This is a genomic window from Methylobacterium sp. Leaf469 (assembly GCF_001424745.1).
Classification (GTDB): Bacteria; Pseudomonadota; Alphaproteobacteria; order Rhizobiales; family Beijerinckiaceae; genus Methylobacterium.
Genome location: NZ_LMRE01000022.1, coordinates 1 through 16,541 on the forward strand (window position 1 = coordinate 1; position 16,541 = coordinate 16,541).

A 16,541-nucleotide genomic window follows, 5' to 3' on the forward strand; every position below is an offset into this window, starting at 1 on the left:
GCCACGAGGTGCTGATCACCCTGGAGGAGGGCTCGGTGGGCGGCTTCGGCGCCATGGTGCTGCATCTGCTGGCCGAGAAGGGCGCGCTGGATGCCGGCCGCGTCCGGGTGCGGACCCTGACGCTGCCCGACACCTACCAGGACCACAACTCCCCCGACGCCATGTACCGCGAGGCCGGCCTCGACGCCGAATCCATCGCCCGCACCGCCCGCGATACCCTGCCCGAGCGGAAGGCCCGGAGCGCGGCCAAGCTCGTCAGCGTCGGCCAGACCCAGCGCTGACCCGCACCGCCCCCGATCCGTCGGGGGCGCGTCAGGCCCCGTAATACGACCGGTACCAATCCACGAAGGCCGGGATCCCCACCGACAGGGGCGTCTCCGGCACGGTGCCGACGAGGGCCCGCAGGAGGTCCGTGCTCGCGTGGGTCCGGGCCACGTCCCCGGGCGGCAGGGGCTTCAGGATCCGCTCGGCCCGCTGCCCCAGGGCCGCCTCCAGGGCGTCGATCATTGCGTCGAGGCGCACGGGCCGGCCGCCGCCGATGTTGACCAGGCGGTAGGGCGCCACCGGGCTCAGGGTGTCGAACGCCCCCACGGGGACCGTCCCGGGCGGCGTGTCCATCAGGCTGGCGATGGCCGCCACGAGGTCGTCGACGTAGGTGAAGTCGCGCTCGGCCGCGCCCTCGGCGAAGACCTCGATGGGCTCCCCGCCTAGGATCTTCCGGGTGAACAGGAACAGGGCCATGTCGGGCCGCCCCCACGGGCCGTAGACCGTGAAGAACCGGAACGCCGTGGTGGGGATGGAAAACAGGTGGCTGTAGGAATGCAGCATCGCCTCGCCGGCGAGCTTGCTGGCGGCGTAGAGAGTCAGGGGCGACACCGCCCGATCGGTCTCGCGGAACGGTGTCGTGGCGGCGCCGCCATAGGCCGAACTCGTCGAGGCGAACAGGAGGTGGCGCACGGGATGGGCCCGCACCGCCTCGATGAGGTTGGCGGTGCCGACGAGGTTGGCCTGCACGTAGGCGCCCGGATTCTCCAGGCTGTGGCGCACGCCGGCCTGGGCCGCGAGATGCACCACCACGTCGGGCCGTACCCGCGCCAGGGTGTCGAGGAGCAGGCCCGGGGTTTCCAGGCGTCCCTCCACGGCCGCGAAGGCCGGATGCTCGGCGAGCGCCGCGTGCCGGGCGCGCTTGAGCCCGACGTCGTAATAGTCGCTGAACCCGTCGAACCCCGTGACGGCGTGACCCGCCGCGAGGAGGCGGCGGCCGAGGTGATAGCCGACGAAGCCGGCGCTGCCGGTCACGAGGACGCGCATCCGATCTTTCATGCTGGTGCGGGAACGGAACGGGACGGCATGCCCGACCCTGTGCCCGATCCCGTGCGCCACCGCACCTCAAAAAACCGCCCCGCGCCGTCCATTTCGCCAGTGCGATGCACCCGGCCCGGGGCAGGCATACGCAGTGGGACTTGTTTGCGAGCGCGAGAACGCCATATATAACAGCAGCATGACGTGATCGCGTCCCGCTCGCCCCAATCCTTCCGGTTCCGCTTGGCTGAAAGTCCGCTCCGTCAGCGCGGTCCTGACGGCGAAACGAGCCGTTCGGGACACGGCGAGCGCCTTCGATCATCCCGTCGGGCCGAGGCCCGCGACACCCTATTTCCGTGAGTCGAATTCAACCATGAACCAGCTTGTCCGCATGTCCCAGGTCGGCGAGGCCGATGCGATCGCCGAGCCGTCCGCTTCCCTGCGGGTTCCCTTCGCGCAATCGGGTGCGTTCGTGTGCAAGTTCATCATCGGTGAGCCCAACGACCGCGCCGTGTGCTGTGGCGCCTCGGTGCCTGACGGCAAGAGCTGGTGCGCCTATCACCGCCGCATCGTGTTCGAGCCGGCCCGCCCGGGCCGCCTGCGCTGAGGCGCCGCACGAGCACCGATACGTCCTTCACCCCCGCCGGGTCTCCCGGCGGGGTTTTTCGTTTGTGGCGTTGCCGCCGCGAAAACTCAATCGTCGGCGTCATCCGGATCGTAGGGCCGGTAGCCGTACAGGATGCGGCCATCGGGCGCCGCGACGGTGCTGCGGCGCACGACGAGGTAGCCCGCCGCCTCCGCCTGGCGGATGCGCCGGGCGCGCGGATCCTCGGGGAATCCGCCCGGCGGCGGGGGCGGCGCGATGAAGCCGTAGCGCATCGGACGGGCGGACGAGCGCTGAGCGTGGGCCATGCGGGGCGACGCGCTGCGCAGGTCGGGCCGGGTCGGCGTCAGGGTCCGGACCGTGACGCCGCGACGGGACTCCGCCGCCACGCGGACCTTCGGCGTCCGCTGCACGGTGCGGGGCTCGACACGCGACCGCGGGGCCTCGGCGACGGTGGCCTTCGTCCTGGCCTTGCCAGCGCTCGGCTTGGCACGACGAGTGTCGGCAAGGGTCCTCTCGGCAAGGGTCCTCTCGGCAAGAGTTCGCTCGGACTGCGGCACTTTCCCTGCCGCCCGGGCCGGCTCGGCTGCGGACTGGGCCTCCGATGCCGCGGCGGCCCGCGCCGGGGGATCGGTCCAGGTCCGCTCGGCGGGCGCGGTCTGCGCCGCAGCGGGGCCGGCGCAGACCAGGGCCAGCAGGGCGACGAGGGGGAGAGGGGTGGACATGCGGCGCTCCCGATCGAGTCCCAGCCTTCGCGGAGGGGTGCGCGAATCGCAGACGATCCCGCCCCGGATCGGACGAAACCTTAAGGAAGTGTCAACGCGGCGTCCACCGGAGGGTGCGGCCGTACCGGGGGCGGACTGCTTGCGCGAAGGCGGCCGGAGCGGCATGCCTCGCCCTGGAAACACCCCGTCCGAAGACGCCCCCCGCATCGGACGAATCGGTACGGTCCCGGATCGACCCGGGACCTTGCCTCGTTGAGGCTCAGAAGCGCCCCCGGCGTGGAGAGGAAAGCCATTCCATGAGACGCGTCCTGACGATCACCCCCCTTCTGGCCCTGCCCTTCTTGGCTCTGACAGCCGCCGCCCAGGCGCAGGAGCCGCCGGCTCAGGCGACGCCCCCGGGGCCGGCCGCCCCGGCCGCGCCGGCCGCCCCGGCCGCCCCCCAGACGTTCGAGGCCGACATCCAGAACGGCAAGGGCGAGGCCATCGGCCGGATCGCCATCCGCGACGGGGCCAGCGCCCTGGTGATGCGGGTGACCATCAACGCCGGCGGCCTGCCGCCCGGCTGGCACGGCATCCACTTCCACGCCGTGGGCGACTGCTCGGACACGGAGAAGTTCGAGAAGTCGAAGGCCCACGTGAACCACGACCAGAGCAAGCACGGCCTGCTCAACCCCGACGGCCCGGACGAGGGCGACCTGCCCAACGTCTACGCCAACGCCGACGGCTCGGTGAACGCCGAGGTGTCGAGCGAGACCCCGCTCACGGGCGAAGGCGGCTTGAAGGACGGCGACGGCTCGGCGCTCATCATCCACGCCAACCCGGACGACCACACGACCCAGCCCATCGGCGGGGCCGGCCCGCGCATCGCCTGCGCGGTGATCAAGTAGCCTGACGGCGTCGCGGCCGGATCACTCGGCCGCGAACAGGCCCGGCATCTCGGGCACGGTCGACGGCGACGGGGCCTCGCCCGTTGGCACCTTGGCGTCGCCGGTCGGGGCTTTCCCGTCCCCGAACGGGGCCTTGGGGTCGCCGGGCGCCGTCTCGCAGTTGAGGGACGGCAGGGCGACGACGCGGTTGCCGCGATAATCCATCCGGCAGACGATGGTGCCCCGCGTCTCCACATAGGCGAGCAGGCGCTTGGCCCGGCCGGGCGAGCGGCTGCCGATGGCCCGGGCCAGGGCCTCGTCGCCGGGGCAGGGTTCGCCCGCCAGGGCGGCGCGGGCCAACATCAGGAACAGGCCCTGGACCTCGTCGGGAAGCGCGGCGGCGGCGGCCTGCGCCTCGTCCCACCGCGCATCCGCCTGCGACGGCTCGGCCTCGTCGAGGCCGGCACGGGCGACGCCGAGGCGACGGCGGAACGCGGCGAGGCTCAGGGATTCGCCGTCGAGGCCGCGCATGCGGCAGCGGACGAGGAAGTCCTGATACACCACCGCCACGGGCTGGCCGCCGGCATCGGGATCGGCGGCGATGCCGCGCAGGACCGCGTCGCAGCCGGCGCGGATCTCCGCCTCGCTCAAGGGTTCGGGTGTCTCCACGGGCTCGGGCCGGTAGGCGCTGAGTTCGCGCATGAGATCGGCCGGCGTGGCCCGCGGCGCCGGCGGCGTGCGGGGGGCCGGCGCCCAGGCCGGGCCGCTGTCCTCGGCCGAGCGGGTGAGGATGAGGGCGCGCAGGTCAGCGTCCGCCGGGGCCGGCAGGGGCACGAGCTTCGGGGACCCCGACCGCGCCGAGGTGGTGACGGGACCGATGCGCAGGGCCAGGGGCCGGCGGCTGAGGGCCGGGCCGAGGGCCACGAACTCGCCGCGCGCCAGATCGCGGAACCGCTCGGCGCCGCGCCGGTCGAGGCCCAGCAGATCGGCGGCCCGCGCCATGTCGATGTCGAGGAAGGTGCGGCCCATGAGGAAGTTCGTGGCTTCCGCCGCGACGTTCTTGGCGAGCTTGGCCAGGCGCTGCGTCGCGATGATGCCGGCCAAGCCCCGTTTGCGGCCCCGGCACATGAGATTGGTCATGGCGCCGAGGGAGGCCTTTCGCGCCTCGTCCGAGACGTCGCCGGCGGCGGCCGGCGCGAAGATCTGCGCCTCGTCGACGACGACGAGGACGGGATGCCAATGGGTGCGCTCGGCCTCGAACAGGCCGCCGAGGAAGGCGGCCGCCGCGCGCATCTGCGCCTCCATGTCGAGGCTCTCCAGGGTGAGCACCACGGAGACCCGGTGGGCGCGCACCCGGGCGGCGATGGCCTGGAGGTCGGCCTCGCCGTGGGCGCCGTCCACCACCACGTGGCCGTAGGCCTCCGCCAGGGTGACGAAATCGCCTTCCGGGTCGACGATCACCTGCTGCACCGATCCGGCGCTCTGCTCGAGGAGGCGCCGCAGCAGGTGCGACTTGCCCGAGCCCGAGTTGCCCTGGACGAGGAGACGGGTCGCCAGCAACTCCTCGAGGTCGAGGCGGGCGGGCTCCGCGCCCGGCCCCATGCTCAGTCCCATCTCGATGCCGACGCTCATGCCCGCTCCGGTTGCCGTACGACGGGACCCGCCCCGACGCGTCCCGGCTCTCGCACGAAAAGCTTAACACGCGCCGGGCGGGGTCGGATCGGCCCGGGCGCCGGACGTCCACAGACTTGTTCCATTCTGTTCGTCATTTGTCCCATACCTGGGGGATCGGCAGGCAAAATCTAGATTATCATCCTAAGACTATAAGCCCAGGACAAATATCCTTGCACGATATCGCAGCCAAACCGTGAAACAAAACAAGCACGAAACAGGATCTCGGGGCGGCGCGCGGCACGCCGGGCTTATGCGACGGGCGATCCGGCATTTCCCTGCAGGGCCGGCGGCGCCCCGCCCTTGCCGCGCCGGGCCCGCGATCTAGGTGGTGTGGCATGAACCCAGTCCTCGTCGTCGCCCTCGTCTGCGCCTCCACCGTCCAGGCCCCGGATTGCTCCCGGGAAACGGCGCTCGACATCATCACCGGCCCGGCCCACACGCTTCAGGAATGCCTGATGCAGGGCCCGGTGCTCGCGGCCAATGCTGGCCACGGCAACGACAAGGACACCTACGTGAAGACGCGCTGCGAACCCCGGCGCTGAGACTGTAGACCGGAGACGGAACAGCCGATGGACGATGTCAGCCCCGAGCGCGCGGTGATGATCCGCCTGCGCGCCCGCCTCGCCGTGGTGGAGCGCGCGGCCTGGTTCGGCCTCGTCCAGGCCATGCGGACGCAGCCCACCGAGACGGAGGCCTATCTCACGGCCGAGCGGGCCAAGTGCGCGGACGGGTTCGGCACGCGCGGCTGGGCCGCCGACCTCACCGACGCCGAGCGCGCCCTCCTCGGCGCCGAGGTCGATGCGGGGCTCGCCAGCCTCATCACCGATGCCAGGGCGGAGGCGGAGGGCTGAGCCGGAGCGCTCTCCGGGGCTCCGCCCAGGACCCGCGAACCAAGACCCGCGAACCAAGACCCGCGAACCAAGACCCGCGAACCAAGACCCGCGAACCAAGACCCGCGAACCAAGACGCGCGAAGGGCCGGGCCCTTCGAACCCTGATCTGGCCGGGCGGCCGGGCCTCAGCCCATGCGCCCGAAGCACTCGGCCCAGGCCGACGGCATCCGCTCGAACCCCGGCAGGGATGTGGCCCGGTGCACGCCGATGGCGATGGCGCGCGCCAGGGTCCGGGCGGCGGCGTCCCCGAGGCGCGCAAGGTCGCCGACGGGGTCGGCCAGCGGCACCCGCCCCGTCGCCACGGCGAAGACCACGTCGCCGTCGAGCGGCGTGTGGACGGGGTGGATCGCCCGGGCGAGGCCGTCCTGGGCCATCACGGCGAGGCGCCTCGCCTGGGCCTTGGTGAGGATCGCGTCGGTGGCGACGACCGCGAGGGTCGTGCTGGCGCCGGCCGGGCCTGCGTCTTTGCGCGGCCAGTCGAACGCCTCGGGCGGCAGGGTCCGGGGAAAACCCAGTCCCCCGAACTCGTCGCCGACTTCGTAGGGGGCGGCCCAGAATTGCGCGCCGTCGCCCACGGTGACCCGGCCGAAGGCGTTGACGGCGGCGAGCGCGCCGACCCGGGCGGCAAGGCCCGGAACCTCGGCGAAGGCCGAGCCGATCCCGCCCTTGAGGTTGGCGGTGGCGGCCCCGGTGCCAGCGCCGACGGAGCCCAGCGCGAAGTCGACGGCCGCCGACTGCGCCGCCGCGTAGCCGAGATCCCGGTAGGGCGGGAACCGGCCCCAATCCTTGTCGCCGCCGTTGAGGAGATCGAACAGCACGGCGGCGGGCACGATGGGCACCCGGGCCGTCCCCACGGCGAAGCCGCGCCCGGCCTCGGCGAGCGCCGCCATGACGCCCGCCGCCGCGTCGAGGCCGAAGGCCGAGCCGCCCGACAGCACGAGGGCGTCGATGCGCTCCACCGTGCGCTCGGGGTCGAGGAGGTCGGTCTCGCGGGTCCCGGGGCCGCCGCCGCGCACGTCGACGCCGGCCACCACGGGCGCGTCGAAGATCAGCGCCGTGACGCCGCTGCCGAGGGAACGATCCTCGGCGTGGCCGACACGCAGGCCGGCAATGCTGGTGATGCGGTTGTGGATCATGCGGGCGCCCGGCTGCGGATCGGCCCGAACCTCGCACGCGGCGGGCGGCCAAGGCGAGGGCTCGGCTCGGTGGTGTCCGGTCTCGCGCGGGTCTCGCGTGGGAGACGGGTAGGCATCCCCCCGTCCAGAAGTTAGAGCGGTTGCAGGGGGGCGGGAATCGCACGCACGCCGCTCCCTTCGCACCGGGCCGGCCTGGCTCGGGCGGCGCCCTTCGGAGTACGACATGACCACTTGGACGGCAGGCTACGTCGCCGATATCGGCTATACCCACGGCTTCTATCGCGAGCTGACCCCGGCCCTGCTGAACTTCGTCATGCTGACGCGGGGCCAGCGCGGGCCGGACCTCGACGGGCGCGCGGCCTATTGCGAGCTCGGCTGCGGCCAGGGCGTCTCCACCAACCTGCTGGCGGCGGCCAACCCCAACGTCGACTTCCACGCCACCGACTTCAACCCGGCGCAGATCGCCGGCGCCCGGGCGCTGGCGGCCGAGGCCGGCACGCCCAACGTCCACTTCTACGACCACAGCTTTTCGGAGCTTCTCCACGAGCCGGCCCTGCCGGCGGCCTTCGACGTGATCGCGCTCCACGGCATCTACAGCTGGATCAGCCCGGAGAACCGGGCGCACATCGTCGAATTCCTGCGTCGGCGCCTCAAGCCCGGCGGCATCGTCTACATCAGCTACAACACCCTGCCGGGCTGGGCGGCGGCCATGCCCCTGCGCCGCCTGCTCACGGACCACGCCGGCACCCGCACCGGCCCGATCATCCCGCGCATCGACGAGGCCGTGGCCTTCGCCGAATCCATGCGCGAGGCCAAGGCCTCGTACTTCACCCAGAACCCGGCGCTCGCCCCGCGCTTCGAGAAGATGAAGGGCCTGCCGAGGAGCTACCTCGCGCACGAGTACTTCAACCGCGACTGGACGCCGTTCTACGTCGCCGACGTGGCGGCCGAGCTGGCCGAGGCGAAGCTCAGCTACGTGGGCTCCGCCGCCCTGCTCGAGGGGGTCGACGCCATCAACCTCAATGCGGAGCAGCAGGCGATCCTGAAGGCTTGCCCCGATCCCGTGCGGCGCGAGACCCTGCGGGACTACATGGTCAACCAGCAGTTCCGCCGCGACGTCTACGTCAAGGGCGCCCTGCCCCACACGGTGCCCTCCTCCCGGGCGATCTGGACCCATCTGCGCTTCGCCCTCTCGACGCCGCGCGCCGACGTCGCCCTGAAGGTGCAGGGCAGCCTGGGCGAGGCGCAGCTGCAGGAGGAGGTCTACCGCCCGATCCTCGACGTGCTGGCCAAGGGGCCGGCCACGGTCCAGGCGATCTTCGCCGACCCCTCGGTGAAGGCCCTCGACTGGGGCAAGCTCATGGAGGCGTTCGGCATCCTCGTCGGCTCGGGCCACGTCCAGCCCTGCCCCTCCCCCAAGGACGAGGCGGCGCGCGCCAAGCGCACCAAGGCCTTCAACGCCGCCGTGACGAAGCGGGCCGAGGCCACGGAGGAGCTGCAGTTCCTGGCCTCGCCGGTGACCGGCAGCGGCGTCCCGGCCGACCGCATGGCGCAGCTGTTCCTGGCCGCGCAAGGCAGCGGGGCGGATCCGGTGCAGCGGGCCTGGGCGGTGCTGCAGGCGCAAGGGCAGCGCCTCGTCAAGGACGGCAAGCCGCTGGACGGCGACGAGGCCAACCTCGCCGACCTGCGCGAGCGCTACGACACGTTCGTGAAGACCCGCCTGCCGGTGTTCCGCCAGCTCGGGATCGCCTGACCCGAATCGGGCGGCCCGTTCAGGCCGCCCGCGCCCGGCGGGCCGCGCGGTACGCGTCCGCCGCGTAGAGGGCCAGCGCCAGCCAGATCAGGCCGAACAGCATCATCCGGTGCGGTTCGAGGCGCTCGCCGTAGGCGACGACGCTGAGCACCAGGAGGCAGCTCGGGGCGAGGTACTGCATCAGGCCGAGGGTCGCGAGCGTCAGGCGCTCGGCCGCGGCCGCGAACCAGATCAGCGGCAGGGCGGTGGTGACGCCCGTGAGCACGAGGAGGCCGGCCCGCACGGGATCGCCCGTCACCACGGGCGGCGCGAACAGGACGAGGTAGCCCAGGGCCACGGGCAGCAGCACGGCGGTCTCGGCCGCGAAGCCCACCATGGCGTCGACCCCCACCACCTTGCGCACGAGGCCGTAGAGGGAAAAGCTCGCCGCGAGCGCCAGGGACACCCAGGGCAGGTGGCCGGCCACCACCACCGCCAGGAGCACCGCCCCGGCGGCCAGGGACACGGCGGCGACCTGGACCGGGCGCAGGCGCTCGCCGAGCACCGCGGCCCCGAGCACCACGCTCACGAGCGGGTTGATGAAGTAGCCCAGACTGGCGTCCAGCATGTGCCCGGATTGGACGGCGCGCAGGTAGAGCAGCCAGTTCACGCCGATGAGGACGGCCGAGAGCACGAGGAGCCCGTGCCGGGGCCTCAGGGGGAACGGGCTGCGCACGCGGCGGCGCAGGGCCACCAGCAGGCCGGTGACGAGAACGGCCGACCAGACGATGCGGTGGGCCAGGATGCTGGTGGCCGGCACCGCGTCGAGGAGCCGGAAATGCACCGGGACCACGAGGCCCCAGCTGAGATAGGCGCCGAGCGCGTAGATCAGGCCCAAGGTCGAAGGCTCCCGCTCCCGCGGGCCGTCCCGCGGACGGGGCTTATACCAGACGGCGCGGCGTGGAACGCATCGTCGTCTGCCCGCGCGACCGCGCGGCGGCGGAGGTCCGCCGAGCGGCGCCGAGACCGGCCGTCGCCCGGGGGATCGGCGCCGCTCGGTCTGCGAGCATCAGCGCGTGCGCGACAGGGTGACGGCGGGATCGCCGCGCATGAGGGCGTTGAGGCGCTCGGTGTCGAACCCCTCCACCGCCTTCGGCCGCGCGGCCTTGGCGGTCTTCGTCGGGGCGGGCGCCCCGGACAGGGGGCCCGTGCCGGAGCCGCCCAGGGGCGAGGCCCCACCGGTGCCGAGGGAGCCCGTCGCCAGGGGGTCGGCCATCACCGGGCGCGCCAGGGTGAGCACGGGCGGTGCCGGCACCACCACCGGATGGGCGAGGCGATCGACGCAGGTGAAGCCGATGATCGTCAGGCTGACCCCGAAGAGGCCGCCCACGGCAAGGAAACGCAGGATACGCACGGCGACGCACTTCCGAGATACGCGAACAACACGAACCGCAACAGCTTTAGCCCAGGGCCGTTAACGAACCGCGCGACGCGGCGCGCCCCCGACCCGTCGATCGGCCGGGCCACGCGAATTCACCCTGGCGACGCCACCGCTTCGTCCTGTCTAGGTCCTTGGTACGGCGCGGGTTTTCCGCTCGGAAGCGGGGACCACTTTTGCGAAACCCACCGAGCCTGCTAGAGCTCGCCCCGATCCCCCACGAACCCCTACGGAGACGCATGCGCGTGGTTCGACCAAGGCCGGCCCTGCTCCTCGCCCTGGCGCTCCTCGGCACGCCCCTCCCCGCCTGGGCCGAGCCGGCCAAGACCGATTCAGTCAAGACCGACGCCACCAAGACCGACGCCACCAAGACCGGCACCGGCAAGGCCGAGGGCACCCTGGCGCAGGTGAAGGCGCGCGGGCACCTCGTCTGCGGCGTCAGCCCCGGGGTGGCGGGCTTCAGCGTGCCCGACGGCCAGGGCCACTGGACCGGCCTCGACGTCGATTTCTGCCGGGCGTTGGCGGCGGCGATCTTCGACAACCCGGAGGCCGTGCGCTTCATCCCGCAATCCTCCGCCGCGCGCTTCACCGCCCTGCAATCGGGCGAGATCGACGTGCTCGCCCGCAACACCACCTGGACCCTGTCGCGCGACACGGCGGCCATGAACTTTCCGGCGATCACCTTCTACGACGGGCAGGGGTTCCTGGTCCGAAAGGCCCTGAACATCGGCGCCGTCAAGCAGCTCGACCGGGCGACCATCTGCCTGCAGCAGGGCACCACCACGGAGCTCAACCTCGCCGACTGGTTCCGCACCCGGGGCCTGACCTACCAGGTCGTCACCTTCGCCAACAGCGAGCAGACGCTCGGCGCCTACGAATCCGGCCGCTGCGACGCCTACTCGACGGACCAGTCCTCCCTCTACGGCGAGCGCCTGAAGACCGCCCACCCCGACGAACACGTGATCCTCAGCGAGGCCATCTCCAAGGAGCCCTTCGCCCCGGGCGTGCGCCAGGGCGACGACCAGTGGCGCGACATCGTCGCCTGGACCCACTACGCCATGCTCGACGCCGAGGAGGCCGGCATCCGCCAGGACAACGTGGAGCAGATGCGCCGGGAGGCCCCGAGCCCCGACGCGCGGCGCATCCTCGGCCTCGAGGGCGGCTACGGCGAGCGCCTCGGCCTGACGGCGGACTGGGTCGCCCGGATCGTCCGCCACGTCGGCAATTACGGCGACAGCTTCGCCCGCAACCTCGGCGACGGCACGCCCCTCAAGATCCCGCGCGGCCTCAACGCCCTGTGGAACCAGGGCGGCCTGCAATACGGGCCCCCGATCCGGTGAGGGGCCTTTTGCGGAACGCGGATGCGCCCCCCCTCTCCCCCCTGCGGGATGCGGCACACCTGGCATGTGGAGACGCGGGTCCCCTCTCCTGGAAGGAGAGGGACAGGGTGAGGTGTGTGGGTTCTCCGGAGAGTTCGCACACCTCACCCCAGCCCTCTCCTTCCAGGAGAGGGAACCCGTCGCGCTTCACGCCCTCGGGCCGGGGCCAATGGCGAGGGACCTCGTCGAATGGCTGAGCCCCGCGTCTCATCCTGGCGGGCCCTCGTCGTCCAGGCCGCCCTCGTCCTGGCACTGGCGACGCTGGCGTATTTCGCCGCCACCAACGCCGCCCAGAAACTCGCGCGCCAGGGGATCGTGGCCGGGTTCGGCTTCCTCGAGCGCCCCGCCGGGTTCGACATCGGCCAGAGCCCGATCCCGTACGCGGCCGCGACGGCGACCTATCTCGATGCGTTCCTCGTCGGGCTCCTCAACACCCTGCTGGTGTCGGCCCTCGCCATCGTCCTCTCGACGGTGCTCGGCTTCGCCCTCGGCATCGCCCGGCGCTCGTCGAACCTGCTCGCCCGGTCGTTCGCGGCCGCCTACGTCGAGGGGTTTCGCAATCTGCCGCTGCTGCTGCAATTGCTGGTCTGGTACGTCGCCGTGCGGGTCGCCCTGCCCGCGGCGAGCGATCCCGCCGCGTGGGGCGGCGCGTATCTCAGCCAGCGCGGCCTCTTCCTGCCCCGCCCGGATTTTTTCGGATTGGCCGCCCTTGTGCCCCTGGCTTTCGCCGCCGGCCTTTTCGCGATGGGGCTCCTCCTCCGCATGAGCCGCCGCGCCGTGGCCCTGGGCCGGAAGCCCGTCCCCGTGCTGTGGCCGGGTGCGCTCCTCGGCCTCGGCCCGCCGGCGCTCGCCTGGGCCGGCCTCGCGCTCGCGGGGCATCCCGTGCCGGTGGCGTGGCCGGCGCGCGGCCCCTACGACATCGCGGGCGGCCTGGCCCTGCGGCCGGAATTCGTGGCCCTCCTCGTCGGCCTCTCGACCTACTCGGCCGCCTTCATCGCCGAGATCGTGCGCTCGGGCCTCGACAGCGTGCCGCGCGGCCAGCGCGAGGCCGCCGCCGCCCTGTCGCTCAGCGGCGCCCAAGCCCTGCGCCTCGTGGTGCTGCCCCAGGCCATGCGGGTGATCGTGCCGCCGCTGACGAGCCAGTATCTCAACACGACGAAGAACTCGTCGCTCGCCGTGCTCATCGGCTACCCCGACCTCGTCCACGTCTTCATGGGCACGGTGCTCAACCAGACCAACCAGGCGGTGGAGGTGGTGGCGATCACCATGGGCGTCTATCTCAGCCTCAGCCTCGCGACCGCCCTCCTGATGAACCGGTACAACGCCCGCGTGGCGGGGGGCCGGCCATGAGCCGCGCCGATGGGTTCTTGACCGAGGGTTACGTGCGGAAAACCCTGATCCCGCCGGCCCCGCCGCCGCGCCGCCTCGGCGGGCCCCTCGCCTGGGTTCGGACCAACCTGTTCGCGAGCTGGACCGACGGCCTCGTCACCGTCCTGATCCTGGCGGCGCTGGCCTGGCTCGTGCCCCTGGCCCTGCGCTTCCTCGTGTTCGACGCCGTCTGGACCGGGACCTCCGGCGAGGCCTGCCGGCCCGAGGTGGTGGGCCACCCGGTCGGGGCCTGCTGGGCCTTCATCGGGACCAAGATCAACTACCTCGCCTACGGTTCCTACCCGGCGGCCGAGCGCTGGCGCCCGAACCTGTTCTTCGCCCTGCTGGCCTTCGGGGCGGGCTGGATGCTGTGGCTCGGCGCCCCGAAGCGCGCCTGGGGCGCGGCCTACCTGTTCGTGGTGTTTCCGTTGCTCGCCTACGCGCTGCTCGCCGGGATGCCGGCGCTGGGCCTCGTTTCCGTCGCCACCGGCCTGTGGGGCGGCCTCCTCGTCACCGTGGTGGTCTCGATGGTGGGCATCGTCGCGTCCCTGCCGCTCGGCATCCTCCTGGCGCTCGGCCGGCGCTCGGACTGGCCGGTGGTGCGCTACGCCTGCATCGGCTTCATCGAGTTCTGGCGCGGGGTGCCCCTCATCACCGTGCTGTTCATGGCCAACGTGATGCTGCCCCTGTTCCTGCCGGGGGACCTCACGGTGGACCGGCTGGTGCGGCCGCTCGTCGGCATCGCGCTGTTCGCCTCCGCCTACATGGCCGAGGTGGTGCGCGGCGGCCTCCAGGCGATCCCGGAGGGCCAGATGCGGGCCGCCCTGGCGCTGGGGCTCACGAAGACCCAGGCCCTGCGCGCCGTCGTGCTGCCCCAGGCCCTCAAGATCGTGGTGCCGGGCATCGTCAACACCCTCATCGGCCTGTTCAAGGACACGACGCTGGTCTCCATCGTGGGCATCGCCGACTTCATCCGCGTGCTGGAGGCGGCCCGCGCCGACCCGCGCTGGTCGGCCCCCGCCGTGCCGGCCACGGCCTACGCCTTCGCGGCCCTGTTCTACTTCGCGATCTGTTTCGGCATGGCCCGCTACGCCGGCTTCATCGAGCGCCGCCTCGCGGCGGGGGATGCGCGATGACGGACACGCCTGCCCAGAATACGCCCGCCGTGGAATTCGCGGGCGTCGACGCCTGGTTCGGCACCACCCACGTCCTGCGCGACATCGACCTCACGGTGGCGTGCTCCGAGACCCTGGTGATCTGCGGCCCCTCCGGCTCGGGGAAATCGACGCTCATCCGCGCGATCAACGGCCTCGTCGCGCACCAGTCCGGCACCATCCGGGTCGCGGGCCTCACCCTCGACGGCAGCGCCAAGGCCACCGACGCCGTGCGCGCCCGGGTCGGGATGGTGTTCCAGCAGTTCAACCTGTTCCCGCACCTCACGGTCCTGGAGAACTGCACGCTGGCCCCCCTCCACGTCCGCCGCCTCGGGCTGAATGCGGCCCGCGACCTCGCCATGGGCCACCTCGCGCGGGTGCAGCTCGCCGACAAGGCCGACCGCAGACCCGCCGAACTCTCCGGCGGCCAGCAACAGCGGGTCGCCATCGCCCGCGCCCTGTGCCTCGAACCGGAGGTGATGCTGTTCGACGAGCCGACCTCGGCCCTCGATCCCGAGATGGTGCAGGAGGTCCTCGACACCCTCACCGAGCTCGCGGGCGCCGGCACCACGCTGCTGTGCGTCACCCACGAGATGGGGTTCGCCCGGGCGGTGGCCGACCGGGTGGTGTTCATGGACGAGGGCCAGATCGTCGAGATCGCCGCGCCGGACGCCTTCTTCGACCGGCCCCGGCACCCGAGGACGCAAGGGTTTCTGAGCCGCATCCTGGGGTGAGGCGGACGGTCTGCGCGCATCCCCCTGCCTTCCGAACGAGTGGACTTGATGCGTCCGATCGATCCGAGGAAGCGAACGAATCTCCCGTCACAGGTCGAGTACCTGGGAGGCTGACTTGACGGCCCACCCCCCGCCGGGCTGTGGTCGCCCCATCCCCAGAAGAACCGCCCGAAGGCGCCGATGTCCATCACACCGCCCCGCGATCCCGCACGCTTCGGCCCGAGCACCCGCCTCGTCCATGCCGGGCGCGATCCCTCCGCTCAGCACGGCTTCGTCAACACGCCGATCTATCGCGGCTCGACGGTGCTGTTTCCCACCTACGACGACCTCAAGCACCGGCGCGGCCGCTTCGATTACGGCACCTCCGGCACGCCGACGACGGAATCCCTGACGCGCGCCTGGAGCGAACTCGCGGGGGCCGCCGGCACCGTGCTGACCCCCTCGGGGCTGGCGGCGCTCACCGTCGCCCTCATGGCCGTGGTCTCGGCCGGCGACCACCTGCTGGTCAGCGATTCCGCCTACCGCCCCACCCGCATCTTCTGCGATGGCGTCCTGAAGCGCTTCGGGGTGGAGGTGGAGTATTACGACCCGCTGGTCGGCGCCGGCATCGGCGCCCTGATGCGCGACACCACCAAGGCGGTCCTGGTGGAGGCGCCGGGCTCGCAGAGCTTCGAGATGCAGGACGTGCCGGCGATCAGTGAAGTGGTCCATGCGCGGGGCGCCGCCGTGATCATGGACAACACCTGGGCGACGCCGCTGCTGTTCCCGCCCCATGCGCGCGGCGTCGACATCGCGGTGGAGGCCGGCACCAAATACCTCTCCGGCGGCTCGGACCTGCTGCTGGGCCTCACCTCGGCCAACCAAAAATACTGGCCGGCCCTGCACCGGACTTTCGAGCACTTCGCCATGTGCGCAGGCCCGGAGGACGTGTTCCTGGCCCTGCGGGGCTTACGCACCATGGCGCTGCGCCTGCGCGAGCACGGCGCGCAGGGGCTCGCCATGGCGCGCTGGCTGCAAGCCAGGCCGGAGGTGGCCCGGGTGCTCCATCCCGCGCTCCCCGAGGATCCCGGCCACGCCATCTGGCGCCGCGACTTCTCCGGCGCCTCGGGCCTGTTCGGCGTGATCCTCCGCCCCGCCCCCGAGCGCGCCGTGGCGGCACTGCTCGACGGCCTCGAACTGTTCGGCATGGGCTTTTCCTGGGGCGGCTTCGAGAGCCTCGTCATCCCGTTCGACTGCCGCACCTACCGCACCGCCACCACCTGGGCCCCGGAGGGCCCGGGCCTGCGCTTCCACATCGGGCTCGAAGACGTCGCGGACCTGCAGGCGGACCTCGACGCGGGGTTCGCGCGGCTGCGCGCGGCGATGTGAACCGCAGAACGCCTGCGCGCGTCCCTCATGGGCCATCGGCCTCACCACGGCAGGATCGGTCCCACCTTGAACACCGAAATTTCTTGACAATATTCCTATTTCGTGGTTCAGTCCGGGCACTCGCCTCCCACGCGGGAGGCCCCCCGGCGAACCGGGTCGGGGGGCTCGG

General features: G+C 72.2%; 17 protein-coding genes. 11 read left to right on the forward strand and 6 right to left on the reverse strand.

All coding sequences use genetic code 11. The features are described from left to right. Window positions 1-281, forward strand: a 281-nt coding sequence (locus ASG60_RS11080) for a transketolase C-terminal domain-containing protein (protein ID WP_056385619.1), incomplete at its 5' end; no start/stop codon positions are given. 31 nt (window positions 282-312) lie between these two features. On the opposite strand, the gene ASG60_RS11085 is transcribed toward ASG60_RS11080, so the two are convergent. Beyond that, entirely contained in the window at window positions 313-1,311 is a 999-nt protein-coding gene (locus tag ASG60_RS11085) for an NAD-dependent epimerase/dehydratase family protein (RefSeq protein WP_056385623.1), read from the reverse strand. 265 nt (window positions 1,312-1,576) lie between these two features. Here ASG60_RS11085 and ASG60_RS11090 point away from each other — a divergent pair, with 265 nt between their 5' ends. Continuing rightward, complete coding sequence (locus tag ASG60_RS11090; protein WP_274533779.1) at window positions 1,577-1,909, forward strand: GcrA family cell cycle regulator; 333 nt, start codon at window positions 1,577-1,579, stop codon at window positions 1,907-1,909. A gap of 86 nt (window positions 1,910-1,995) precedes the next feature. On the opposite strand, the gene ASG60_RS11095 is transcribed toward ASG60_RS11090, so the two are convergent. Further along, window positions 1,996-2,631, reverse strand: a complete 636-nt coding sequence (locus tag ASG60_RS11095) for a hypothetical protein (RefSeq protein ID WP_056385625.1) — start codon at window positions 2,629-2,631, stop codon at window positions 1,996-1,998. A 296-nt stretch (window positions 2,632-2,927) separates the two neighbouring features. Here ASG60_RS11095 and ASG60_RS11100 point away from each other — a divergent pair, with 296 nt between their 5' ends. Beyond that, window positions 2,928-3,518 carry a superoxide dismutase family protein gene (locus ASG60_RS11100; protein WP_056385627.1) on the forward strand — a complete coding sequence of 197 codons (591 nt, stop codon included), beginning with the start codon at window positions 2,928-2,930 and terminating at the stop codon, window positions 3,516-3,518. Between the two features lie 21 nt (window positions 3,519-3,539). On the opposite strand, the gene ASG60_RS11105 is transcribed toward ASG60_RS11100, so the two are convergent. Continuing rightward, on the reverse strand, window positions 3,540-5,129 hold the full coding sequence (locus ASG60_RS11105; protein ID WP_056168076.1) for an ATP-binding protein: 1,590 nt from the start codon (window positions 5,127-5,129) through the stop codon (window positions 3,540-3,542). Between the two features lie 377 nt (window positions 5,130-5,506). On the opposite strand from ASG60_RS11105, the gene ASG60_RS11110 reads away from it, so the two are divergent. Beyond that, entirely contained in the window at window positions 5,507-5,713 is a 207-nt protein-coding gene (locus ASG60_RS11110) for a hypothetical protein (RefSeq protein WP_056168073.1), read from the forward strand. 27 nt (window positions 5,714-5,740) lie between these two features. Next, window positions 5,741-6,022, forward strand: coding sequence for a hypothetical protein (locus ASG60_RS11115; RefSeq protein WP_056168070.1), 282 nt, complete (start codon window positions 5,741-5,743; stop codon window positions 6,020-6,022). A 166-nt stretch (window positions 6,023-6,188) separates the two neighbouring features. Here ASG60_RS11115 and ASG60_RS11120 read toward each other — a convergent pair whose 3' ends face one another. Continuing rightward, the gene (locus ASG60_RS11120; RefSeq protein ID WP_056168067.1) at window positions 6,189-7,199 is read right to left on the reverse strand and encodes a P1 family peptidase; all 1,011 of its coding nucleotides are present in this window, start codon (window positions 7,197-7,199) and stop codon (window positions 6,189-6,191) included. Window positions 7,200-7,422: 223 nt separating this feature from the next. Between ASG60_RS11120 and ASG60_RS11125 the strand changes: the two genes are divergently transcribed. Continuing rightward, the gene (locus ASG60_RS11125) at window positions 7,423-8,952 is read left to right on the forward strand and encodes a methyltransferase regulatory domain-containing protein (protein WP_056168065.1); all 1,530 of its coding nucleotides are present in this window, start codon (window positions 7,423-7,425) and stop codon (window positions 8,950-8,952) included. A gap of 19 nt (window positions 8,953-8,971) precedes the next feature. Here ASG60_RS11125 and rarD read toward each other — a convergent pair whose 3' ends face one another. Both rarD and ASG60_RS11135 read right to left on the reverse strand, forming a co-directional pair. Further along, a complete protein-coding gene (rarD, locus tag ASG60_RS11130; protein WP_056263939.1) occupies window positions 8,972-9,829 on the reverse strand; it encodes an EamA family transporter RarD in 858 nt (285 codons plus the stop codon). Between the two features lie 171 nt (window positions 9,830-10,000). Beyond that, complete coding sequence (locus tag ASG60_RS11135) at window positions 10,001-10,345, reverse strand: hypothetical protein (protein ID WP_056385629.1); 345 nt, start codon at window positions 10,343-10,345, stop codon at window positions 10,001-10,003. Between the two features lie 263 nt (window positions 10,346-10,608). Here ASG60_RS11135 and ASG60_RS11140 point away from each other — a divergent pair, with 263 nt between their 5' ends. From ASG60_RS11140 to metC, 5 genes are all read left to right on the forward strand, one after another. Next, window positions 10,609-11,709: an amino acid ABC transporter substrate-binding protein gene (locus ASG60_RS11140; RefSeq protein ID WP_082531728.1), complete on the forward strand. Its 1,101-nt coding sequence runs from the start codon at window positions 10,609-10,611 to the stop codon at window positions 11,707-11,709. A gap of 228 nt (window positions 11,710-11,937) precedes the next feature. After that, window positions 11,938-13,098 (forward strand): ABC transporter permease subunit, encoded by a 1,161-nt coding sequence (locus tag ASG60_RS11145; RefSeq protein WP_056385631.1) that lies wholly within the window; start codon window positions 11,938-11,940, stop codon window positions 13,096-13,098. 17 nt (window positions 13,099-13,115) lie between these two features. Continuing rightward, on the forward strand, window positions 13,116-14,252 hold the full coding sequence (locus tag ASG60_RS11150) for an amino acid ABC transporter permease (RefSeq protein ID WP_244476643.1): 1,137 nt from the start codon (window positions 13,116-13,118) through the stop codon (window positions 14,250-14,252). Beyond that, window positions 14,249-15,004, forward strand: a complete 756-nt coding sequence (locus ASG60_RS11155; protein ID WP_056385634.1) for an amino acid ABC transporter ATP-binding protein — start codon at window positions 14,249-14,251, stop codon at window positions 15,002-15,004. Before ASG60_RS11150 ends, ASG60_RS11155 begins: the two co-directional genes overlap by 4 nt. Before the next feature lie 180 nt (window positions 15,005-15,184). Next, window positions 15,185-16,372, forward strand: a complete 1,188-nt coding sequence (gene metC, locus ASG60_RS11160; protein WP_056168044.1) for a cystathionine beta-lyase — start codon at window positions 15,185-15,187, stop codon at window positions 16,370-16,372. The last annotated feature ends 169 nt before the right edge of the window (window positions 16,373-16,541 follow it).